The sequence below is a fragment of the Nocardia blacklockiae genome (assembly GCF_015477355.1).
GTDB lineage: Bacteria > Actinomycetota > Actinomycetes > Mycobacteriales > Mycobacteriaceae > Nocardia > Nocardia blacklockiae.
This window is the reverse complement of the sequence record NZ_JADLRJ010000005.1, coordinates 37,986-60,223: the sequence shown is the minus strand read 5'-3', so window position 1 is coordinate 60,223 and position 22,238 is coordinate 37,986. Positions and strand designations below refer to the sequence as shown.

At 70.0% G+C, this 22,238-nt stretch carries 23 protein-coding genes and 1 tRNA gene; 19 read left to right on the top strand and 5 right to left on the bottom strand.

Going from position 1 to position 22,238, the window contains the following annotated elements:
- Nucleotide 1: 1 nt before the first annotated feature.
- Genes IU476_RS16495 through IU476_RS16465 form a run of 7 tightly spaced genes read left to right on the top strand, consistent with a single transcriptional unit; the run spans nt 2 to nt 7,417 of the window.
- A complete protein-coding gene (locus IU476_RS16495; protein WP_195101954.1) occupies nt 2-1,027 on the top strand; it encodes an MCE family protein in 1,026 nt (341 codons plus the stop codon).
- The gene (locus IU476_RS16490; RefSeq protein WP_195101121.1) at nt 1,024-2,085 is read left to right on the top strand and encodes an MCE family protein; all 1,062 of its coding nucleotides are present in this window, start codon (nt 1,024-1,026) and stop codon (nt 2,083-2,085) included. Before IU476_RS16495 ends, IU476_RS16490 begins: the two co-directional genes overlap by 4 nt.
- Nucleotides 2,082-3,335, top strand: a complete 1,254-nt coding sequence (locus IU476_RS16485) for an MCE family protein (protein ID WP_195101118.1) — start codon at nt 2,082-2,084, stop codon at nt 3,333-3,335. The genes IU476_RS16490 and IU476_RS16485 overlap by 4 nt, the downstream gene beginning before the upstream one ends.
- Nucleotides 3,335-4,567, top strand: coding sequence for an MCE family protein (locus IU476_RS16480; protein WP_195101115.1), 1,233 nt, complete (start codon nt 3,335-3,337; stop codon nt 4,565-4,567). The genes IU476_RS16485 and IU476_RS16480 overlap by 1 nt, the downstream gene beginning before the upstream one ends.
- Nucleotides 4,564-5,985, top strand: coding sequence for an MCE family protein (locus IU476_RS16475; RefSeq protein ID WP_195101113.1), 1,422 nt, complete (start codon nt 4,564-4,566; stop codon nt 5,983-5,985). Before IU476_RS16480 ends, IU476_RS16475 begins: the two co-directional genes overlap by 4 nt.
- On the top strand, nt 5,982-6,932 hold the full coding sequence (locus IU476_RS16470; RefSeq protein WP_195101111.1) for an Rv1363c family protein: 951 nt from the start codon (nt 5,982-5,984) through the stop codon (nt 6,930-6,932). The genes IU476_RS16475 and IU476_RS16470 overlap by 4 nt, the downstream gene beginning before the upstream one ends.
- Nucleotides 6,929-7,417, top strand: a complete 489-nt coding sequence (locus tag IU476_RS16465; protein ID WP_195101109.1) for an Rv1363c family protein — start codon at nt 6,929-6,931, stop codon at nt 7,415-7,417. Before IU476_RS16470 ends, IU476_RS16465 begins: the two co-directional genes overlap by 4 nt.
- 27 nt (nt 7,418-7,444) lie before the next feature.
- Here IU476_RS16465 and IU476_RS16460 read toward each other — a convergent pair whose 3' ends face one another.
- Both IU476_RS16460 and IU476_RS16455 read right to left on the bottom strand, forming a co-directional pair.
- A complete protein-coding gene (locus IU476_RS16460) occupies nt 7,445-8,956 on the bottom strand; it encodes an alpha,alpha-trehalose-phosphate synthase (UDP-forming) (RefSeq protein WP_195101953.1) in 1,512 nt (503 codons plus the stop codon).
- Nucleotides 8,957-9,045: 89 nt separating this feature from the next.
- Nucleotides 9,046-9,213, bottom strand: a complete 168-nt coding sequence (locus IU476_RS16455) for a hypothetical protein (protein ID WP_195101107.1) — start codon at nt 9,211-9,213, stop codon at nt 9,046-9,048.
- A gap of 166 nt (nt 9,214-9,379) precedes the next feature.
- Here IU476_RS16455 and IU476_RS16450 point away from each other — a divergent pair, with 166 nt between their 5' ends.
- From IU476_RS16450 to IU476_RS16430, 5 genes are all read left to right on the top strand, one after another.
- Nucleotides 9,380-10,219, top strand: a complete 840-nt coding sequence (locus IU476_RS16450; protein WP_195101105.1) for an alpha/beta fold hydrolase — start codon at nt 9,380-9,382, stop codon at nt 10,217-10,219.
- 105 nt (nt 10,220-10,324) lie between these two features.
- Nucleotides 10,325-10,567, top strand: a complete 243-nt coding sequence (locus IU476_RS16445) for an MbtH family protein (protein WP_019931522.1) — start codon at nt 10,325-10,327, stop codon at nt 10,565-10,567.
- Between the two features lie 147 nt (nt 10,568-10,714).
- Nucleotides 10,715-10,786 (top strand) — tRNA-Thr (locus IU476_RS16440).
- Nucleotides 10,787-10,912: 126 nt separating this feature from the next.
- Nucleotides 10,913-11,650, top strand: coding sequence for a response regulator transcription factor (locus tag IU476_RS16435; protein ID WP_438944022.1), 738 nt, complete (start codon nt 10,913-10,915; stop codon nt 11,648-11,650).
- Nucleotides 11,647-13,143, top strand: coding sequence for a sensor histidine kinase (locus tag IU476_RS16430; protein WP_228823806.1), 1,497 nt, complete (start codon nt 11,647-11,649; stop codon nt 13,141-13,143). Before IU476_RS16435 ends, IU476_RS16430 begins: the two co-directional genes overlap by 4 nt.
- Nucleotide 13,144: 1 nt before the next feature.
- Here the strand turns inward: IU476_RS16430 and IU476_RS16425 are convergent, their stop codons facing one another.
- Entirely contained in the window at nt 13,145-13,570 is a 426-nt protein-coding gene (locus IU476_RS16425; protein ID WP_195101101.1) for an HIT family protein, read from the bottom strand.
- A gap of 139 nt (nt 13,571-13,709) precedes the next feature.
- Here IU476_RS16425 and purD point away from each other — a divergent pair, with 139 nt between their 5' ends.
- Nucleotides 13,710-14,987 carry a phosphoribosylamine--glycine ligase gene (gene purD / locus IU476_RS16420; RefSeq protein ID WP_195101099.1) on the top strand — a complete coding sequence of 426 codons (1,278 nt, stop codon included), beginning with the start codon at nt 13,710-13,712 and terminating at the stop codon, nt 14,985-14,987.
- A gap of 11 nt (nt 14,988-14,998) precedes the next feature.
- Here the strand turns inward: purD and IU476_RS16415 are convergent, their stop codons facing one another.
- Nucleotides 14,999-15,991, bottom strand: a complete 993-nt coding sequence (locus IU476_RS16415) for a M23 family metallopeptidase (protein WP_195101097.1) — start codon at nt 15,989-15,991, stop codon at nt 14,999-15,001.
- Nucleotides 15,992-16,104: 113 nt separating this feature from the next.
- Here IU476_RS16415 and IU476_RS16410 point away from each other — a divergent pair, with 113 nt between their 5' ends.
- From IU476_RS16410 to IU476_RS16390, 5 genes are all read left to right on the top strand, one after another.
- Nucleotides 16,105-17,265 carry a pyridoxal phosphate-dependent aminotransferase gene (locus IU476_RS16410; protein ID WP_195101094.1) on the top strand — a complete coding sequence of 387 codons (1,161 nt, stop codon included), beginning with the start codon at nt 16,105-16,107 and terminating at the stop codon, nt 17,263-17,265.
- Between the two features lie 193 nt (nt 17,266-17,458).
- Entirely contained in the window at nt 17,459-18,139 is a 681-nt protein-coding gene (locus tag IU476_RS16405; protein WP_195101092.1) for a TetR/AcrR family transcriptional regulator, read from the top strand.
- A gap of 65 nt (nt 18,140-18,204) precedes the next feature.
- Nucleotides 18,205-19,626 carry an adenylosuccinate lyase gene (purB, locus tag IU476_RS16400; protein WP_195101091.1) on the top strand — a complete coding sequence of 474 codons (1,422 nt, stop codon included), beginning with the start codon at nt 18,205-18,207 and terminating at the stop codon, nt 19,624-19,626.
- A 40-nt stretch (nt 19,627-19,666) separates the two neighbouring features.
- Nucleotides 19,667-20,101 carry an HIT family protein gene (locus tag IU476_RS16395; protein ID WP_195101090.1) on the top strand — a complete coding sequence of 145 codons (435 nt, stop codon included), beginning with the start codon at nt 19,667-19,669 and terminating at the stop codon, nt 20,099-20,101.
- A gap of 129 nt (nt 20,102-20,230) precedes the next feature.
- Nucleotides 20,231-21,190, top strand: coding sequence for an alpha/beta hydrolase (locus IU476_RS16390; protein WP_195101089.1), 960 nt, complete (start codon nt 20,231-20,233; stop codon nt 21,188-21,190).
- A gap of 1 nt (nt 21,191) precedes the next feature.
- Here IU476_RS16390 and IU476_RS16385 read toward each other — a convergent pair whose 3' ends face one another.
- Entirely contained in the window at nt 21,192-21,419 is a 228-nt protein-coding gene (locus IU476_RS16385) for a DUF397 domain-containing protein (protein WP_195101088.1), read from the bottom strand.
- Nucleotides 21,420-22,000: 581 nt separating this feature from the next.
- Between IU476_RS16385 and IU476_RS16380 the strand changes: the two genes are divergently transcribed.
- Entirely contained in the window at nt 22,001-22,213 is a 213-nt protein-coding gene (locus IU476_RS16380; RefSeq protein WP_195101087.1) for a hypothetical protein, read from the top strand.
- The last annotated feature ends 25 nt before the right edge of the window (nt 22,214-22,238 follow it).

Sequence of the window (22,238 nt, the reverse complement as noted above, 5' to 3'; positions counted from 1 at the left end):
GATGAAACCGCACGCCTCGACCGTGAAGCTGAGCATCTTCACCCTCGTCATGGTGCTGGTGCTCGCGCTGCTCGGCGTGATCTTCAGCCAGATGCGCTTCTCCCGCGAGACCGGCTACCACGCGGTGTTCACCAGCTCGTCGGGCATGCTGCCGGGCGCGAAGGTGCGCATCGCCGGGGTGCCGGTCGGGTCGGTGCAGCGGGTGTACGTCGGCAAGGACCATCTCGCGCACGTCGATTTCGACGTCGACAACAAGTACCGCCTCTACACCAGCACCCAGGCCGCCGTGCGCTACGAGAACCTGGTCGGCGACCGGTATCTGGAACTGATGGAGGGTCCGGGCACCGCGCAGCCGCTGTCGAAGAACAGCACCCTCGGCACCGACCGCACCAAGCCCGCGCTGGATCTGGACCTGCTGCTCGGCGGCTTCAAGCCGCTGCTGCGCGGGCTGGATCCGGCGCAGGTCAACGACCTCACCAGCGCGCTGCTGCAGGTGTTCCAGGGTCAGGGCGGCGCGCTGGTGACCCTGCTGAACAGCTCCGGCTCGTTCAGCAAGACGCTGGCCGACCGGGACGCGCTGATCGGCAGCGTGATCGACAACCTGAAGACGGTGCTGGCCACCATCGACGACCACGGCAAGGAATTCGACACCACGCTGACCGAACTGCAGCGGCTGGTGAGCGGGCTGGCGGCGGACAAGGACCCGATCGGCGCCGCCCTGCCGCGCCTGGCCGGCGCCACCGGCGACCTGACCGACCTGCTCCAGCAGGCCCGGCCCGATCTGCAACAGACCTTCGGCCAGCTCGGGCAGCTGTCGCAGAATCTCGACGACAAGTCCGACGATCTCCAGGCGATCTTCGACCAGCTGCCGGAGACCTACAAGAAGCTGGTCCGCGTCGGGTCCTACGGGTCGTTCCTGAACATGTACGTCTGCGGCGTCACCATGCTCGCCGACGGTCCCGACGGCAAGCCGATGGAAGTGCACCTGCCGGGCAATCAGTCGACCGGAAGGTGTGCGAGCCAGTGAACGGAAATCGGTCCCCGCTGCTGCAGATCGGCGTCGTCGGTGTCGTGCTGGCGATCGCGATCTCGTTGTCCGCGTTGCAATTCGACCGGCTCCCGTTCGTGCGCAGCGGCGCCGAGTTCAGCGCCTTCTTCGCCGACGCGGGCGGCCTGCTGCCCGGCGACCAGGTCCAGGTGGCCGGGGTGCGCTCGGGCCGGGTCGAGGAGGTGCGCCTCGACGGTCCCAAGGTGAAGGTGCGTTTCAGCCTCGACGAGGCGATCGTGCTGGGGGACAAGACCTCCGCGGCGATCAAGACCAACACCGTGCTGGGCCGCAAGTCGCTCGAGGTGGACCCGCAGGGCACCGGGGCGCTGCGCCGCGACGACCCGATTCCCTTGGAGCGCACCAGGTCTCCGTACTCGCTCAACGACGCGCTCGGTGATCTCAGCAAGACCGTGCAGGGGCTGGATCTGGACCGGGTGAACCAGACCCTGGACACGCTGTCGCAGACCTTCGCCGACACGCCCGCGCCGCTGCGGTCGGCGCTCGACGGCATCACCGCGCTCTCCCGCAGCCTGAACAATCGCGACCAGGCGCTCACCGAATTGCTCGGGCGCGCACAGAATGTCACCAAGGTGCTCGCGGACCGCTCCAACCAGATCAACGCGCTGCTGCTGGACGGCAACGACCTGCTCGGCGAGCTCGACGCCCGGCGCACCGCCCTGAGCCAGCTCATCGTGTATGTGAACGGGCTGGCCCAGCAGCTCAGCGGCTTCGTCTCCGACAACGAGGCGCAGCTGAAACCCGCTCTGGACAAACTGAATTCGGTGCTGGCGCTGTTGCAGAAGAACAAGGACAACCTGGGCTCGGCGCTCGAACAGCTCGGCCCGTACGCCGCGGCGCTGGGCGAGCAGGTCGGCAGCGGCCCGTATTTCCAGTCCTACCTGTCCAACATCTCCAGCGTGACGATCCGGCCGCTGGTCGACGCGCTGGTCTGGCCGGATCGGCTGCCGCAATCGTTCCAGGAGTACCTGAACGCGCCGCTGACGACCAATCCCGCGATCCAGGAGCCGCCGCGATGACCGCACTGCGCAAATTCGGCAAGGTGCCGCGCTGGGCGCGGTACGTGGCCGCGGGCCTGGTGGTGGCCCTGGCCGGCTGGATCGTCTACGGGGCCGTCACCAATATCGGCAAAACCCATGTCACGGCGTACTTTCCGTCGACGACGGGCCTTTACGCCGGGGACGACGTGCGGGTGCTCGGGGTCAAGGTCGGCAAGATCAATTCGATCGAGCCGGGCCGCGACCGCGTCAAGGTGACCATGACGGTCGACCGCGGCGTCGACATCCCCGCCGACGCGAACGCCGTGGCCGTGTCGCCCTCGCTGGTGTCGGCGCGGTTCGTGCAGCTGGCGCCCGTCTACAACGGCGGGCCGAAGCTGCACGACGACGCCGAGATCCCGCTCGAGCGCACCGCGGTCCCCGTGGAGTGGGACGACATCAAGGCGGAGCTGACCAAGCTGTCGCAGGCGCTGGGACCGGTCGGCGAGGACGAGCAGGGCTCGTTCGGCCGGGTGATCGGCACCGCGGCCGACAACCTCGGCAACGGCAACGCCCAGGCGCTGCGCGACACTTTGCGCGAGCTGTCCAGCACGCTGAACACGCTCTCCGACGGCCGGACCGATCTGTTCGGCACCATTCGCAATCTGCAGCAGTTCGTCGACGTGCTGTCCAAGAGCAACGATCAGATCGTGCAGTTCGGCGGCCGGCTGGCCTCGGTGTCGTCGGTACTGGCCGGGGTGTCGTCGGATCTCGGTGCGGGACTGGACAATCTGGACTCCGCGGTGGCCGACGTGAAGCGGTTCCTCGACGAGCGCGGCGGCGCGCTCACCGAGGGCGTGCAGCGGCTGCAGGACGTCACCCAGCTGCTGGCCGACAAGCGGCCCGAGCTCGAGCGGGTGCTGCACTCCGGACCGACCGGGCTGGTGAACTTCTACCAGATCTACAAGCCCGCCCAGGGCTCGCTCGCGGGCGCGGTCGTCGGCACCAACTTCGCCAACCCGATCGCCTTCCTGTGCGGCGCGGTGGAGGGCATCGGCGCCAACGACTCCGACAAGTCCGGGCAGCTGTGCCGCCAGTACCTCGGGCCGGTGCTCAACTCGCTGGTCATGAATTATCCGCCGCTGCTGGTGAATCCGGCCTCCACCCAGACCGTGTTCCCGCAGCAGCTCACCTACAGCACCCCGGATCTCGCCGGCGCGGCGGGCGGTCAGTCGCCGGTCAGCGTGCCGGGTGACATCGCGGGCCTGGCCGTTCCGGGAGGAGGGCGATGATGAGCAGGCGTCGACGGACGCGGATCGCCGGCGTCGCGATCGGGCTGGCGGTGCTGCTGGGCGCCACCGGCTGCCAGTGGGACGGCCTGAACACGCTTCCGATGCCGGGCGCGGCCGGGACCGGCGAAGGGTCCTGGCAGGTGCGGATCCAGATGCCGAATGTCACGACGCTGACCCGCAATTCGCCGGTCAAGGTCGACGACGTGGCGGTCGGAACGGTGACCGGCATCGATGTCGAGGACTGGCACGCGCTGGTGACCGTCAGCCTCGACAAGGACGTGAAGCTGCCCGCCAACGCGATCGCGCGGATCGGCCAGACCAGCCTACTGGGCAGCAACCACGTCGAGCTGGCGCCGCCCGAAGGCGTTGCGCCGCAAGGACAGTTGAAGAACGGTGATCTGATCACGCTGGATCGCGCCGGGGCCTTCCCGACCACCGAGCAGACGCTGTCGTCGCTGTCGGTGGTGCTCAACGGCGGCGGCATCTCGCAGCTCGAGACCATCACCCACGAGCTGAACGCGACCTTCAACGGCCGCGAGGACGCCATCCGCGACCTGTTGCCGCAGCTGACCCAGCTGACCACCACCCTGGACCAGCAGACCGGCGACATCATCGGCGCGATGGAAGGATTGGACCGGTTCTCCGGTCAGCTGTCGCAGCAGAAGGACCGGGTCGCCGCGGCCATCCAGGACATCCACCCCGCGCTCACCGTGCTCGCCGATCGACGCGAGAACATCACCCACGCGCTCACCGCGCTGGGCGATCTCGGGGATGTGGTGCAGCGGCTGATCGCGCAGGGCGGCGACAACCTGAAGGCCGAGCTGGCAGACCTGTGGCCGACCCTGAAGTCGTTGTCGGACACCGGCGATCGGCTGGCGGCCTCGCTGCAACTGCTGCTGACCTTCCCGTTCCCGATCAAGGGCATCAACCAGGCGGTCAAGGGCGACTACATGAATTTGTTCGTCACCTACGACATCACCGGCGCGCGACTGGATTCCAACTTCCTCACCGGCACCCCGCTCGGCGGCCGGTTCGGTGGCGTGCAGGCGAAGTACGGCGTCGAGGCCGCGCTCGGCACCATCGCCGGAACCGCCGGGGAGAAGGGCGATCCCGTGCAGGGGCCGCTGCAGCCACCACCGCCGGCGCCGAGTATCCCTGGGCTGCCGCCGATTCCGGGCCTGCCCTCGATTCCCGGTTTGACGGTTCCGCCGCAAGGAGGCCCGGGGCAGTGAAGCTCACCAAGTTCGTCCGGACCCAGCTGGTCATCTTCGCGGTGCTGACCGTGGTGGGCCTGCTGGTGATGTCCGCGAGTTACGTGCACCTGCCGGCCATGTTCGGCATCGGGCGCTACGGGGTGACCGTGCAGCTCGAGGCGACCGGCGGGCTGTACCCGACCGCGAACGTGGCCTACCGCGGAACGAATGTCGGCAAGGTCGACGAGGTGCGGCTCACCCGGGAAGGGGTGAGCGCGAAGCTGTCGATCGGCAGCGACTACAAGATCCCGTCCGATGTCGACGCCTACGTGCGCAGCGTGTCCGCGATCGGCGAGCAGTACGTCGATCTGGTGCCGGCCGCGTCGCCGCACGGCGGCAATCTCGCCGACGGGTCGGTGATTCCGGTGGGGCGCACCAAACTTCCGCAGGACGTCGGGGCCATGCTGGACCAGGCCGACCGGCTGCTGGCCAGCATCTCCGACACCAAGCTGCGCGAGGTCATCGACGACGCGTTCACCGCGTTCAACGGCGCCGGGCCGGATCTGCAGAAGTTCATCGATTCGGCGTCGCTGCTGGTGCAGGAGGCCAAGGCGAACACCGGGGAGACCAAGGACCTGCTCGCGAAGATCGGGCCGCTGCTGGACACCCAGAACCAGTCCGATGCCGCGGTGCGGTCGTGGACCAGGGATCTCGCCACCGTCACCGACCAACTGCGCGAACACGATCCGGCGCTGCGCGGCCTGCTCGACAAGACGCCCGCGGCGGCGGAGAAGGTGAGTTCCACCTTCCAGGACCTGAAACCGACGCTGCCGCTGCTGCTTTCGAATCTGGTCAGCGTGGGACAGGTCGGCGTGACCTATCACGCGGGGCTGGAGCAGATCCTGGTCGTGTTGCCGCCCATGGTCTCCGCGCTGCTGACCGCCGCGAGCGGGCCCACCAAGTACGGCGCGATCGTCGACTTCATGCTCGGTCTCAACGACCCGCCCGGCTGCACCACCGGCTTCCTGCCGCCCGAGCAGCGCCGCTCGCCCAACGAGTTCTCCGTGCCGGAGACGCCCGAGCTGTACTGCAAGATCCCGCAGGAGTCCAAGGAGGCGGTGCGCGGCATCCGCAACTACCCGTGCCAGGAGGTCCCGGGCAAGCGGGCGCCGACGCCGGAGCTGTGCCGGGATCCGCGGGGCTACGTGCCCGAGGGCAACAACCCGCCGTCCGGGCCGCCGCAGCCGGTCGCCTCGGCCGGGGAGCCGCCCGCCGACGCCCCCGCGCCCGCGAGCGCCGACACCCATCCGGCGTCGCTCAACACCCACTACGACCCCAAGAGCGCCACCTTCATGGGACCCGACGGCCGCACCTACCGACAGGGCGACATCCAGAGCGGCGGTTCCGGCACGGTACCGTCGAGCTGGCAGTCGATGCTCGAGGAGCAGCAGAAATGAGCGAGAACACCCCCACTCCCGGTCGCACCCGCCGTCGCGTGGTGCGCTCGGCCGACCCGCCCACCGACGGACCCACCCCGACCACCCCCGCCCGCCCCGAACCCACGACCGAAGCCCCTGCCGCCCGCAGCACGAGCGACGATGACAAGACGGTGCGCGGCGCGACTGCCGACGCCGACACCGTCCGACTCGGATCCGCTACGGCGGGTCACGCGGGCTCCCCGGACGCCGACACCGTGCGCTTGGCGTCGACAGCGCACGCGGGAGCTGCCGATACCGTGCGCACCGCGTCCGTCGCCGAGGCTGCGGGAGCTGCCGATGCCGAGACGGTGCGGACGGTGTCTACCGGCGATGCCGCGCATGCGGGGTCCGCCGACGCGGAGACCGTGCGGATGGGAGCGCAGCCCGCGGGGGAGACGGCTGCGGGCGAGAGCGAATCGGCCTCCGGTAAGAAGCGGCTCGGGTGGCTGGGGTGGGTTGCCGCCGTGGTGGCGGTGTTGTCCGCGCTGGTGCTGCTCGGGTCCGGCGGGTTCTTCGTCTATCACCAGCGGCACGCGGACGCGCTGGATACCCGGCGCGCCGACTACGCCCAGACGGCCAAGCAGGCGGTGCTCAACCTCACCAACATCAAGGACGACACCGCGCCGCAGGACATCGATCGGGTGCTCGCGGTGGCGTCGGGCCAGCTCAAGGCCGAGTACTCCGAGCGCAAGGACGCCTACGCGCAGGTCGTGCAGCAGGCCAAGGTGAAGGCCAGCGGCGAGATCATCGAGACGGCGATCGAGAGCGAGGACGACCACTCCGCGCGGGTGCTCATCGCCGCCAAGCAGACGCTGACCAACGCGGCCTCCGCCGATCCGCAGCAGCGGTACTACCGCTTCCGGGTCACCGTCGCCCGCGGCGACGACGGCCACCTGACCGCCTCGCAAGTGGAGTTCGTGGCATGAGAAACCGACTACGCCCCCTCCTGATCGCCGGTGCGGCAATCCTTTTCGTGGCCGCCGTGGTCGCGGGCGGGTTCACCGGCTTCCGGTTCTGGTCCGACAACCAGGCCGAGCAGGCCCGCACCCAATCCGTCGACGCCGCCCGCCGCACCGTGCAGGCCATGTTCAGCTACGACTTCCACAGCGTCGACACCGAACTGCCGAAGGTGGGCGACAGCCTCACCCCCGAGTTCCGCAAGGACTACCTGAAGCTGGTCACCGACGTGATCGCCAAGGGCGCCAAGGAGAAAGAACTCACCGTCCAGGCCAACACCCAGGCCGGCGGCGTGGTGTCCGCCGACCGCTCGCACGCGGTCGTGCTGCTGTACCTGAACCAGATCACCACCAGCAAGGACGCCCCGCAGGGCACCGTGACCCCCAGCCGCGTCCGCGTCACCCTCGACAAGGAGGACGGGCACTGGCTGGTCGGTCAGGTCAACCCGATCTGACCGCGCCGCAGGGGGATTCGCGCCGAGTCAGCGTGAGCCCGGGTCCACGTCGTCGTCGCTGAGCAGCGCGCTGCCCGCGACCCGGTCCTGCGCCAGGGCCTCGAGGAACGCCCGCGCCCACCGGTCCACGTCGTGGGTGAGCACCTGCCGGCGCATCGCGCGCATGCGGCGGCGGCGGGTGTCGGGGTCGTCGTCGAGGGCGGCCACGATCGCGTCCTTGACGCTGTCCAGATCGTGCGGGTTGCACAGGTAGGCCTGGCGCAATTCCGCTGCGGCACCGGTGAATTCGCTGAGCACCAGGGCTCCGTTGAGGCCGCTGTGGCTGGCCACGTACTCCTTGGCCACCAGATTCATGCCGTCGCGCAGCGGCGTCACCAGCATGGCGTCGGCGGCGACGAAGAACGCGACCAGCTCGTCGCGCGGGATCGGCCGGTGCAGGTAGTGCACGAACGGGAAACCGACACGGGAGAATTCGCCGTTGATCCGGCCCACCTGCCGCTCGATGTCGCCGCGCATCTGGATGTAGCTCTCCACCCGCTCGCGGCTCGGCGTGGCCAGCTGCACCATCACGGTGTCGGCCGGGTCGAGGCGGCCCTCGCGCAGCAGCTCCTCCAGCGCCTCCAGGCGGATATCGATGCCCTTGGTGTAGTCCAGCCGGTCCACGCCCAGCAGGATGTGCTTGGGATTGCCCAGCTCGGAACGGATCTGCGCGGCGCGTTCGCGCACGGACCGCCGACGGGACAGCTCGTCGAGTTCGGCGGAGGCGATCGAGATGGGGAACGCGCCCACCCGCACCGTCCGGAAACCCACCTGCACCACACCCATTTTCGAGCGCACGCCGATGGTGCCGCGCGAAGTGGGCTGTCCCGCAAGCCTTCTCGCGAGGTACAGGAAGTTCTGCGCGCCGCCGGGCAGGTGGAAGCCGATCAGGTCGGCGCCCAGCAGGCCCTCGACGATCTCGGTGCGCCACGGCAGCTGCATGAACAGTTCCACCGGCGGGAACGGGATGTGCAGGAAGAAGCCGATGGTCAGGTCCGGCCGGAGCATGCGCAGCATCTTCGGCACCAATTGCAGCTGGTAGTCCTGCACCCAGACCGTGGCGCCCTCCGCGGCCACCTTGGCGGTGTGCTCGGCGAAACGCCGGTTGACGTTGACGTAGGCGGACCACCAGGTGCGCTGGTACTCCGGGCGGACGATCACGTCGTGGTACAGCGGCCAGAGCGTGCCGTTGGAGAAGCCTTCGTAGTAGTCGGCGACCTCGTCGCCCGACAGCGGCACCGGATGCAGCTCCAGGCCGTCCTCGATGATCGGGTCGACGTCGACGTCGGGCACCCCGGCCCAGCCGACCCAGGCGCCGTTGTTGTTGCGGAGCACCGGTTCCAGCGCGGTCACCAGCCCGCCGGGACTGCGCTTCCAGCGGGTGGACCCGTCGGGCAGGCGTTCCAGGTCCACCGGCAGCCGGTTGGCGACGACGACGAAGCCGGACCCGGCGTCGCCGCTCCGGTAGGGGGCGGGCTCGGCATCCGGTACAGCGTGCAGGGGTAGATCGTGCTGGTCTTCGCTCTGCTGGTCCACTGCTGGATCCTCCGATTGCTCGAGCCCGTGAAGTTGTGTGGAGTGTGCGGCGGTTATTCGGTCCGGGTGCTGGGCCCGATCCCGAGCATCGACAGCAGCATCCGGCATTCGTCCGCGTCGTTGGCATACGCGGCGACCACGCGCTGAGCCTGCCGTGCGGTTTCGTCGGCGAGCGGCTCCAGATCGTCGTCCGCGATGTCGTTGGCGCCCTTCGCGGCCATCATCGTGTCCTCTCGGCTCGGGGGTCGTGTCTCGTTCTGCGTTGTCAATGGTATCGGGCGTCCGCATACCGGCATTCCACGCGGGCCGGTGGCGAAACGGCCGGGCCCTGGATACCTATACCGTGGGGAGAACAGTCATTGCACGCGGAAGAAGGGTCTCAGCATCATGCCGTTGGCCACGGTGAACGGAATCTCGCTGAACTACCAGGTGAAGGGGGACAAGGCCAAGGGCACCGACACCAAGGGCGCGGCGCCGCTGGTCGTGCTGATCATGGGCACCGGCAGCCCGGGGCGGGTGTGGGAACTGCATCAGGTGCCGGCGCTGCTGGCGGCCGGATATCGGGTGTGCACCTTCGACAATCGCGGCATCGCCCCGTCGAGCGAGTCCGCGCACGGCATCACCATCGACGACATGGTGAAGGACACCGCCGGGCTGATCGAACTGCTCGACGAGGGCCCGGCCTTGGTCGCGGGCACCTCGATGGGCGCGCGGGTGGCGCAGGAGCTGGCGCTGGCCCGGCCCGATCTGGTCCGCAAGGCCGTCTACATGGCCGGGCACGGGCGGCTCGATCAATTCCAGAAGACGCTGTCGCTCGGCGAGCACGAACTCGACGCCTCCGGGGTGAAACTGCCGCCCAAGTACGAGGCCGCGCTGACCGCGGTGATGAACCTCTCGCCGGCCACCATGGCCGACCGCAACGCCGCGCGCGACTGGCTGGACCTGTTCGAGTTCACCGGCGGCCCGGTCACCCCCGGCATCCGCGCGCAGCGCAAGATGGACCACGACTTCGACCGCCTGCAGGCCTACCGCGGGATCAAGGTGCCCAGCCTGGCCATGGGCTTCGCCGACGACCGGATGATCCCGGCATATCTGACCCGCGAGGTGGCCGACGTCATCCCCGGCGCGCGTTACCAGGAGATTCCCGACGCCGGGCACTACGGCTACCTGGAACGGCCCGAAGCGGTGAACAAGGTTCTGCTCGACTTCTTCGGCGGCTCGAGGTAACCGGCCAACCGTAACGTCGGCCTTGCTAGGGTCGACACAACGCCCGGGGGGAGTTCGCGCCCCCGCCGCGTTCCCGTACACAGCGCACGTATCCAGTGAGGTGAAATGAGCACCAACCCGTTCGACGATGAGGACGGCCGCTTCTTCGTTCTGGTGAACGACGAGGAGCAGCATTCCCTGTGGCCGGCCTTCGCCGAGGTACCGGCCGGCTGGCGAGTGGTGTTCGGCGAGGACAGCCGCGCTGCCTGCGTCGAATACGTCGAGAAGAACTGGACCGATATGCGGCCCAAGAGCTTGCGTGATGCGATGGCCGCGGACGACGCGGCCCGGCAGGCCGCTCAGTCCTGACCCGCAGTACCCGATAGATACTGCGCAGGGACAACCGATTCGGCGGCTGTGCGACACCCCGTCCCACAGCCGCCGCGTCGGTCCCTTCGCGCACCTGCTTCTTTCGGTGTCTCCGGCCCGATCCGGTTATGATGACACCGCTTTTCCGCCTCCTTAGCTCAGTGGTAGAGCACTCGCCTTGTAAGCGAAAGGTCGTCAGTTCAATCCTGACAGGGGGCTCTCATCGACCCGGCTGCCTCGGCGGCCGGGTTTCTTGATGGGGTAGACGCAGGTCGGAAGGCGCTCCCAGGAAACTCCCAGCGAAGGCACAGCGTCCTCGGCGGCCCGGGGAGGAGCATGGGCGTCATGAATGGTCAGCCTGCCGATCGGATGCCCGAGGCCCGTGTCCTGGTGGTGGACGACGAACCCATGATCGTCGAACTGCTCACGGTGAGCCTGCGCTACCAGGGGTTCGAGGTCGCCGCGGCCGCCAATGGGGCCGAGGGGCTGGACCGGGCCCGGGTCTTCCGTCCGGATGCCTTGATCGTCGACGTCATGATGCCGGGCATGGACGGCTTCGGGCTGCTGCGGCGGCTGCGGGCCGACGGCATCGACGCGCCCGTGCTGTTCCTCACCGCGCGCGACGAGGTGGAGGACAAGATCACCGGACTCACGCTGGGTGCCGACGACTACGTCACCAAGCCGTTCAGCCTGGAGGAGGTCGTCGCCCGGCTGCGGGTGATCCTGCGCCGCGCCGGCCACACCGTGGAGGAGCGCAAGTCCTCCCGGCTGCGGTTCGAGGACATCGAACTCGACGACGACACCCACGAGGTGTGGAAGGCCGGCGAACCGGTCTCGCTGTCGCCCACCGAGTTCACCCTGCTGCGGTACTTCATGGTCAACGCGGGCACGGTCCTCAGCAAGCCGCGGATCCTGGATCACGTGTGGCGCTACGACTTCGGCGGCGAGGTCGGCGTGGTCGAGACCTATGTCTCCTACCTGCGCAAGAAGGTCGACACCGGGCCGGACCGGCTGATCCACACCCTGCGCGGGGTCGGTTACGTGATGCGCGCGCCCAGCCGCAGCAAGTCGTCGGTGAAATGAGCGCGCGGCAGGCCGGTGACGCTGCCGTCGCGGTCGTGCCGTCCACCTTCTCGGGCCGCGGGCGCACCGTGCGCGCCGCCGTGTCGCGCCGGCTGGCGGCGGTGCCGCTGCGGGTGACGCTGGTGCTGGCCCTGGTCCTGCTGGCCGGGCTCGGCCTGCTGGGTTCCGGGATCGCGGTGACCTCGGTGATGCAGCGCATCCTCATCGACCGTGTGGATCGCGAGATCTCCGATGCCGTGAACGGATTCGCGCGGCCGGGCGCGCCGCCACCGCCGGCGCGGCCGTCGATGCGCCCGATGCGGACACTCGAGCCGCTCTATGTGCGGGTGACCGATGCGTCGGGCGCCCTGCGGCTCACGATCGACGACGCGGGCACGACGCCCGACATCCCGGCGGACCTCGGCCGCCACCCGCGCACGGTGGGAACGGTCGGCAATCCGGGCGAGCACTGGCGGGCCGTGCGGGTCACCGACGCCGACGGCACGAGCGTGGTGGCGTTGCCGCTCACCGGCACCGAGAACATCGTCGACCGCCTGATCGGACTGCAGGTGCTGGTCGGGGCGATCGTGCTGGCCGCGCTGGCGGTGGTGGCGCAGTTCGTGATCCGGCGCAGCCTGCGGCCGCTGCGCGAGGTCGAGGAGACCGCCGCCGCCATCGCGGGCGGCGACCTGCATCGCCGAGTTCCGGTGCGCGGCAACGACACCGAGGTCGACCGGCTCTCCCGGTCGCTGAACGGCATGCTCACCCAGATCCAGCAGGCGTTCGCCGCCACCGAGGCCTCGGAGGAGTCGGCGCGGCGCTCGGAGGCCAAGATGCGGCAGTTCGTCGCCGACGCCAGCCACGAACTGCGCACCCCGCTCACCACCATCAAGGGCTTCGCCGAGCTGTATCGGCAAGGGGCACTGCCGGATCCGGCGCTGTTCATGAACCGGATCGAGAGCGAATCGAACCGGATGGGGCTGCTGGTGGAGGACCTGCTGATGCTCGCCCGGCTCGACGCGCAGCGCCCGGTGGAACGCCGCCCGGTCGATCTGCTCGCCCTGGCCAGCGACGCCGTGCACAGCGCCCGCGCGGTCGACGCGGCCCGCCGCCCGGCCGGGCCGGCACGCGGCATCGACCTCGAAATACGTTCCGGCACCGGCACTCTGGAGGTGCCCGGCGACGCGGCGCGGCTGCGGCAGGTGCTGTCCAACCTGGTGAACAACGCCCTGGTGCACACTCCGCCGGAGGCGGCGGTCACGGTGCGGCTGACCCCGGCCGCCGACGAGGTGGTGGTGGAGGTCGCCGACACCGGGCCCGGCCTGCCGCCCGACCAGGTCGAGCGGATCTTCGAGCGCTTCTACCGCACCGACGCCTCCCGCAGTCGCGACAGCGGCGGCACCGGACTCGGGTTGTCGATCGTGCAGGCGCTGGTCGCCGCGCACGGCGGGACGGTGGGGGTGACCAGCACCGTCGGCGCGGGCACCACGTTCACCGTCCGGTTGCCGCGCTGACTCAGTCGGGCACGTTGGCGCCGTAGCCGAGGTCGCGCAGGGCCTGCTTGATCTTGGCCTGGGCCTCGTCCAGCGATTCCTGGCTCGGTTCCGGGTCGGCCTGGGAGATGTTGAAATCGGCGAGGTCGAAGGCGGGGAAGACGTGCACGTGCAGGTGCGGCACCTCGAGGCCGGCGATGAGCAGGCCCGCGCGCGGGGCCTCCCAGGCCGCCCGCACCGCCCGGCCGATCTTCTGTGCCACCGCGTTGATCCGGGCGAAGGTGTCGGGATCGAGATCCTGCCACTGGTCGATCTCCTTGCGCGGCACCACCAGCGTGTGCCCCTGGGTGACCGGGGCGATGGTGAGGAACGCGACGAATTCGTCGTCCTCCCAGACGAACCGCCCGGGCAGCTGACCGTCGATGATCGCGCTGAATACAGAAGCCATGGAGGTGAGTCTATGGCGGACGGTCACCGGGCCGAGTCGCTCGCCGCGGTGAACTCCGGTTGAACCGGACGTGACGGGCCGCTGGTCGTCCGGTCGATACCCGGCGGAGCGTGTGATCCCGTCACCTAAGCTGTGTCGCGTGCGAGTACTCGTCATCGGTTCCGGAGCCCGTGAACACGCCCTCGTGCTGGCCCTGCGGCGGGATCCGGGGGTGAGTGCCGTGGTCGCCGCGCCCGGCAACCCCGGCATGGCGCAGCAGGCGCAGCTCCGCCCCGTCGATCCCTGCAGCGCCGAGGCGGTGGTCGCGCTCGCCACCGAACTCGGGTCCGACCTCGTGGTGATCGGGCCGGAGGTGCCGTTGGTGCTGGGCATCGCGGACGCGGTGCGGGCCGCGGGCATCGCCTGCTTCGGCCCGTCGGCCGCGGCGGCCCGGATCGAGGGCTCGAAGGCGTTCGCCAAGGACGTGATGGCCGCGGCCGGGGTGCGCACCGCGCACAGCGAGGTGGTCGACCACCCGGGCGAACTCGACGCCGCGCTGGACCGGTTCGGCCCGACCTGGGTGGTGAAGGACGACGGGCTCGCCGCGGGCAAGGGCGTGGTGGTCACCACCGACCGGCTGGCCGCCCGCGACCACGCCGCCGAACTGCTCGAACAGGGTCACCCGGTGCTGCTGGAGTCGTTCCTCGACGGTCCCGAGGTGTCGCTGTTCTGCCTGGTCGACGGCGAGACCGTGGTGCCGCTGCTGCCCGCGCAGGACCACAAGCGGGTCGGCAACGGCGACACCGGCCCCAACACCGGCGGCATGGGCGCTTACACGCCGCTGCCGTGGCTGCCGCCGACGGCGGTCGCCGAGATCGTCGACACCGTCGTGAAACCCGTTGCGGTGGAGATGGTCCGGCGCGGCGTGCCGTTCTCGGGCCTGCTCTACGCCGGGCTCGCGATGGGGCAGGCGGGGCCCGCGGTGGTCGAATTCAACTGTCGCTTCGGCGATCCCGAGACCCAGGCGGTGCTGGCGCTGCTGGACAGCCCGCTGGGCGCGCTGCTGCACGCCACCGCCACCGGTACCCTCGCCGCGGCCGAGCCGCCGCGCTGGCACGAGGGCTCCGCGGTGACGGTGGTGCTGGCCGCGGAGAACTATCCCGGCCGCCCTCGTACCGGCGACGTGATCACCGGCGTCGAGGCCGCCGAGCCGAATACCGAAGTGCTGCACGCCGGTACGTCGCTGCGCGCGGACGGCGCCCTGCTGTCCGCGGGCGGCCGCGTCCTCAACGTGGTGGCCACCGGCGCGGATCTGACCGAGGCCCGCGAGCGCGCCTACGCCCGCATCGCGAGCATCAAACTCCCGGGCAGCCACTACCGCACCGACATCGCCCTGGCGGCCGTAGAACAGCGCATCTCGATCCCCGCCGAGGTCTGAGCGGGGTTCGCTCAGCCCAGCTGGAGGCCGTGTAGCGCGAGCCAGGGTTGTGGGTCCACGTGCTGACCGTTGACCAGGATTTCGAAGTGCAGGTGGGGGCCGGTGGAGTCGCCGCGGTTGCCGACGCGGGCGATCTGCTGGCCGGTGCGGACGCGTTCGCCGACCGAGACGAAGAAGTCGTACATGTGGCCGTAGACCGAGATGGTGCCGTCGTCGTGGCGGATGCGGACCCAGAGGCCGAAGCCCTGAGCCGGGCCGGCGTCGATGACGGTCCCGTCGGTCACGGCGTAGATCGGCGAGCCGATCGGCGCGGCGATATCGATGCCCGCGTGGAAGGTGCCCCAGCGCTGCCCGAAGCCGGAGGTGAACGCTCCCCGCGCGGGCAGCACGAAACCGCCGAGCCCCGGCAGCGCGCCGCCCGGCAGCGGCGTGACCGTGCCGCCCAGCCAGGGCGCGGGCTGTCCCGAAACCGCCGCCGCCGCTTCGGCTTTGGCGCGTTCGAGGGTCGCGCGGGCGGCCGCGGCGACCACCTGCGACTCGCGGATGTGCTCGCCGTTGTTGATGGCGTTCAGATAGCGCTTGCTCGAATCCGGCGCGGCGCGCACCTGTAGCGGATACGCGACCGGAACACGCTGCGCGCTGCCGGGCCCCGGCTCGACCGCCACGGGCCGCGGCCCGGTGGCATCGGCCGCGGCACACAACGCCACCACGACCACGCCCGCCACCAGGACGCGGTGCCGCAGCAGCCAGCCGCGCAGCCGCGGCCCCTGCTCGTGGAACCAGGCCCGCCAATCCCGGTGCAGATAAGCGCGCCAATCGAATTCGGTGATCGTCCGCCGACTCCGCCGCGCCGACTCCGCCAGCGACGTGCGCACCCACCGCGCGGCGGCCCGCGCCCGCCGTCGGCGCGCCGCTCGTTCTCGTCGCAGCGTCGAGCGCCAGTCCGGACGGAGAACCGACCCGCCCCCTGGTAAAAGCTGCGCACGGCGTGCCTGGTCAGGCATTCTGCCGACGATAACAGGGCGATCGCCCGACTCGCAGTCGACGAGGCGGGAGTTCAGGATCGTCTCAGAAACCGCCGTGCCGCGGGCGTGCGGCGTGCTCTACCGTCGTCCGGGTGCGCAGTGAATCCCGTCGGTCGACCGTTCCGCCCTTCTACGTCATGGATGTCTGGAAGGCGGCCGCGGAGCGCGCCCGCACCCACGGCGACGTGCTCGTGCTGGCCGCCGGGCAGCCGTCGACGCCCGCTCCCGCGCCGGTGCTGCGGGCCACGCAGGCCGCGCTGGACCACGAACTGCTCGGCTACACCGAGACTTTCGGCATCCTGCCGCTGCGCGAGGCGATCGCCGGGCACCACCACCGCACCTACGGCGTGCCGGTCGACCCCGACGACGTGGTGGTCACCACCGGTTCGTCGGGCGCGTTCACGCTGATCTTCCTGGCCGCCTTCGACCTCGGCGACACCGTGGTCGTCGCCCGGCCCGGCTATCCGGCCTACCGCAACACCCTCGCCGCGCTCGGCTGCCGGGTGGTCGAACTGGACTGCGGCCCGCAGACCCGCTTCCAGCCGACCGTCGAGATGCTCGAGCGGCTGCCCGAACCGCCGGCCGGGCTGATCGTCGCCAGCCCCGCCAACCCGACCGGCACCATGATCGCGCCGGACGAACTGGCCGCCCTCGCGCGCTGGTGCGACGCGCACGGCACGCTGCTGATCTCCGACGAGATCTACCACGGCATCACTTACGCCGACACCGAACCGACCGCCTCGGCCTGGGAGACCTCCCGCGAGGCCGTGGTCGTGGGCTCGGTGTCGAAGTACTTCTCCATGACGGGCTGGCGGCTGGGCTGGATGCTGGTGCCCGCGGGCCTGCGCCCGGCCCTGCAGCGACTGGCCTCCAACATGACCGTCTGCCCGCCCGCGATCTCGCAGTACGCGGCGGTGCACGCCTTCGGCCCGGAGGCCCGCACCGAACTCGACAACCACGTCCGCCGCTACGCCGACAACCGCGGGCTGCTGCTGCGCGGCCTGCCCGAGCTGGGCATCACCGAACTCGCCCCGGCCGACGGCGCGTTCTACGCCTACGCCGACATCGCCCACCTGACCGACGATTCGGTGCGCTGGTGCGCGGACCTGTTGGCGCACACCGGCGTAGCGATCGCCCCGGGCATCGACTTCGACACCGTCAACGGAAACCACACGGTCCGTTTCTCGTTCGCGGGCGCGACCGCCGACATCGAGGAGGCGCTGACGCGGCTCCGGCAATATCTGGACAGGTGAACAGGTCGCCCGTCTGAGCAGCATCGACGCGCTAAGACTTTTCGTTCCGGCCCACCCTGGCCGCCCGGATGCGGTAGAAAAGCGGTGGTTGTTTTTTCAACACCGCGGGCGCATTTGCCCACCCGAACCTGAATTGTCATAGATCGCACCGATTTGGCACGGATGAGCTGATGATGACTGGCACGATGACACGGTGATCACCGCGACGACACCGAAAGGCGAACGGCGTCGCCAAGCCCTGGTCGCGGCTGCCGCCGAGTTGCTGCTCGAGGGCGGGTTCGACGCTGTGCGCCACCGTTCGGTGGCCACCCGCGCGGACCTGCCGCTGGCGTCGACGACCTATTACTTCGAATCGCTCGAGGATCTGATCGCGCGCGCGGTCGAGTTCAGCGGCAACGCCGAACTGGAGGCGATGCGCCGCCGCGTCGGCGAGGTGACCCATCGCCGCCGCGGCGCCGACGCGACCGTCGACCTGATATTGGACCTCCTGGTCGGCGTGGACGGCCACAACGAATTCGAGCGCGGCCAGCTCATCGCGCGCTACGAGCGATCGGTGGCCTCGGCCCGCCATCCCGAGCTACGGGACGTGCAGCTACGACTACGAGCTCAGCTCGAGGAATTGCTGGCCGATGTGCTGCGCCGGTCCGATCGGGTGGTGCGGATCGAGCAGTTGCGGCGGTTGGTCGCGGTGGTCGACGGCGCGGTGGTGGCCGCGCTGGCCGAACTGGATCCGCAACCGCGTCGCGTGGCCCGCGGGGCGCTGCTCGAGCTGATCGATGTGATCGCCCCGCCGACCCCACAGCACGTGACCACGCAGCACGCGCCCGCACCGCATCCGCCGCCGCACCCGCTCTCCCAGCACACCACCGCCTGAGCCGGGCCGCCCGCGAGTAGCCCGGCTCGAATCGGGGCCGAGTGGCAGAACATTAGACTGTCGCCGTGAGTCTTGTCCCGAACGTCCTCGCCACCCGGTACGCCAGCCCCGAACTGGTCCAGCTGTGGTCGCCCGAGCACAAGATCGTGCTCGAGCGACGGCTGTGGCTGGAGGTCCTGCGGGCGCAGGCGGACCTCGGCGTGGACGTGCCGGCGGGGGTCGTCGAGGACTACGAGCGGGTGCTCGACCAGGTCGACCTGTCCTCGATCGCCGAGCGGGAGCGCGTCACCCGGCACGACGTGAAGGCGCGCATCGAGGAATTCAACGCACTCGCCGGGCACGAGCACATCCACAAGGGCATGACCAGCCGCGATCTCACCGAGAACGTGGAGCAGCTGCAGATCCGGTTGTCGCTCGAGCACGTGTACCGCCACGGTGTCGCGGTGGCCGCCCGGCTGGCCGAGCGCGCCGCGGAGTACCAGGGGCTGGTGATGGCCGGGCGCTCGCACAATGTGGCCGCGCAGGCGACCACCCTGGGCAAGCGGTTCGCCTCCGCCGCCGACGAGGTCCTGATCGCGCTGACCCGGCTGCGCGAGCTGATCGACCGCTATCCGCTGCGCGGCATCAAGGGCCCGATGGGCACCGCGCAGGACATGCTCGACCTGCTCGGCGGCGATCCGGCGAAGCTGGCGCAGCTGGAGCAGAAGGTGGCCGGGCACCTCGGTTTCGCGACCGTGCTCACCAGCGTCGGGCAGGTGTACCCGCGCTCGCTGGACCACGACGTGCTCTCCGCGCTTGTCCAATTGGGCGCGGGCCCTTCGTCTTTCGCGCACACCGTGCGCCTGATGGCCGGGCACGAGCTGGTCACCGAGGGCTTCCAGCCGGGCCAGGTGGGCTCCTCGGCGATGCCGCACAAGATGAACACCCGCTCCTGCGAGCGCGTCAACGGCCTGCAGGTGGTGCTGCGCGGCTACGCCTCGATGGCCGCGGAACTGGCCGGCGCGCAGTGGAACGAGGGTGACGTGTTCTGCTCGGTGGTGCGTCGCGTCGCGCTGCCGGACGCCTTCTTCGCCGTCGACGGCATGATCGAGACCTTCCTGACGGTGCTCACCGAATTCGGCGCCTACCCGGCCGTGATCGGCAACGAACTGAACCGCTACCTGCCGTTCCTCGCCACCACCCGGATGCTGATGGCGGCGGTCCGCGCGGGCGTCGGCCGCGAGACCGCGCACGAGGTCATCAAGGAGCACGCGGTCGCCGTCGCGCTGGCGATGCGCGAACAGGGCCGCGAACCCGATCTGCTCGACCGCCTGGCCGCCGACGAGCGCTTCCCGCTGGACCGCGCCGCCCTGGACGCGGCCCTGGACGACAAGTCGGCGTTCGTCGGCGCGGCCGAGGCGCAGGTGGCCGATGTCGTCGCCCAGGTGCAGAAGCTGGTCGACGCCGACCCCGACGCCGCGCGCTACACCCCCTCACCGATCCTCTAGCCGACCTGCCGGGCGCCCCGGCGACGTAGGCTGATCGGTCATGAACCCGTACACGATCTTCGCCGATATCGTCGCCGGCCGCGCCCCCGCGTCCACGGTCTACGAGGACGACGAAGTGTTGGCGTTCATGGACATTCGGCCGATGACCCCCGGGCATCTCCTGGTGATCCCGAAGGTGCCCGCGCGCAGTCTCGCCGAACTGGATCCGGAGATCGGCGGCAAGCTGTTCCGGGTGGGCCAGCGGCTCGCGGCGGCGCTGCGCGCGTCCGAGGTCGGCTGCGACGGGGTGAACTTCTTCCTCGCCGACGGTGTGACGGCGGGGCAGGAGGTGTTCCATGTGCACCTGCACGTCATCCCGCGCACGCCCGGCGACGGGTTCGGGCTGCGCGGGCGGCCGACCAGCCCGGCCCGCGCCGATCTCGACTATCTGGCCGGATCCATTCGCGGCGCGCTGGAGCGCTCGGCCCCCGGCTGATCGCGTTTCGGTGCGGCGGGGGCGGAACGCGTGGTTTGCTGATGAAACGCCAGCGGTTCGATGCGACCGGCTCTTTCGGGTCGTGCGTTACTTTTATTGGCACTCGTGCTGGGCTGATGGAGGTGCGTGATGCGGCGGAAAGCCGTTGCTGCTGTTGTGCTCGCTCTTGCTCTCGGTGTGTTCGGGCCTTGGGCCGGGCCGCCGCCGCGCGCTGCCGCGGCCCACGTCGTCGGCATCGATGAAATGAGCCCGACGCGCTCGGCGGTGTTCGTCGAATCGCCCGCCATGGGCCGGACCATCCAGGTGCAGGTGCTGCACCCCGCCGGGGGCGGTCCGCGCCCGTCCTACTACCTGCTCGACGGCCTCGATCCGGGGGAGCGGCAGAGCACCTGGACCAACGCCACCGACGCCGAGCCGTTCTTCGCGGGCAAGAACGTCAATGTGGTGCTGCCCCTCGGTGGTCAGGCCAGCTACTACACCGACTGGCAGAGCGACGATCCGCGGTTCGGCCGCTACCGGTGGGAGACCTTCCTGACCCGCGAGCTGCCGCCGATCATCGACGCCACCTTCGACGGCGACGGCACGAACGCGATCGGCGGCCTGTCCATGGGCGGTATCGCGGCCTTCGTGCTCGCGGCGCGCAACCCGGGTCTGTACCGCGCGGTCGCCGGCTACAGCGCCTGCCCGGATCTGGGCCTGGCCCAAGGCGCGATCCTGTTCTCCATCGCCAATCGCGGCGGCAACCCGGGCAACATGTGGGGCGCTCCGGGCAGCCCGGAGTGGGGCGCGCACGATCCCGCGCTGCTGGCGGACCGGCTGCGCGGCACCACCATCTACCTGTCCACCGGCACCGGCATTCCGGGGCCGCACGAGGCGGAGATCAAACCGCAGCTGCCGGAGAACCTGTTCTTCGGCGGACCAATCGAGGCCGGCGTGGACATGTGCGTGACGGCGTTCGAGCAGCGGCTGCAAGGCCTGCGCATTCCGGCGCGCATCGATCGCAGTCCGGTGGGCACGCACTCGTGGTCGTACTGGCAGGACACCCTGCACGCCTCGTGGCCGACCATCGGCGGCGCGATCGGCGCCTAGGTCAGGACTGCGCGGGGGTGGCGTCGGGCCGGTTGAACTCGCCGTCCTTGGCGCCCGCGACGAAGGCCCGCCACTCGCCGGGGGTGAAGATCAGCGTCGGGCCGTCGGGGTTCTTCGCGTCGCGCAGACCGACATTGCCGCTGGCCAGGAAGGCCACCTCGACACCGCCGGACGCGCTGCTGCGGTGCCACACGGCGTCGGGCTCGATCTCGCGGTTCTTCGCTTCCACATCTGCTCCTGTGCGGGTCCGAATCCGGCGGGCCGCCGGGCAACCTGGTGCCGAACGTCCGAAAGCCCGTCCGGTGCGGGCACTTTCGGCCGCCGTCCGGAACGGGTCCGGGCGGCGTCGACGTAGACAGTAGCCGGTCGCGGGGTCCCGCCGCCCGGGGAATGGTGATTCGTCATTTTTCCGGCGGTTCCCGGACGCGGTCGGCGAATTGACCGGCGCGACAGATCCGGAGCGTATTTCCCCGGCTTCGCCCGGATAAACAATGCAACTCGATCGGAACTGATGTCGGGTCCGGGGCGGGCGTGGCGGTTGTCACGGTCGCCGCCGGTCGGACGGTTGCGGGAGGTTGCCCGCGACCCCGCCGGCGCGCCGGAAACGGCCCGGTCACGAGGGTGTGGCAAATGATCTCGAAACGTCGCCGACCACCGGCATTTGTCGGCGGCTCGTGACATTCTCGTGGTTTACCTCGCAACCGAATCGGAAACCCAGCTGATTGTGGCGGATATACGGCGTCGACCAGTCGACCCAGTCGGAAATGTGCGCCGCGCCACACCCCAGGCACGACAAGGATGGAGCACCGCATGGCACCCGTCTTCGACAGTTGCGCGGTGGTGCCCCGGCACCTCACCGTCGAGCATGCACACAACATCTTGCACATCCACAGCAGCTGCCCCACCGATCAATGCCAACGCCGCAAGGCCGCGCTGTACTTCCTGATGGATTCCCGCCGCACGGCCCGCGACAACCCGCGTGACCTGCGCCGACCGGCGCCGCGCTCGACCGGGCTCGGATAACCCGCCGGGCCCGGGGTTGGCGACC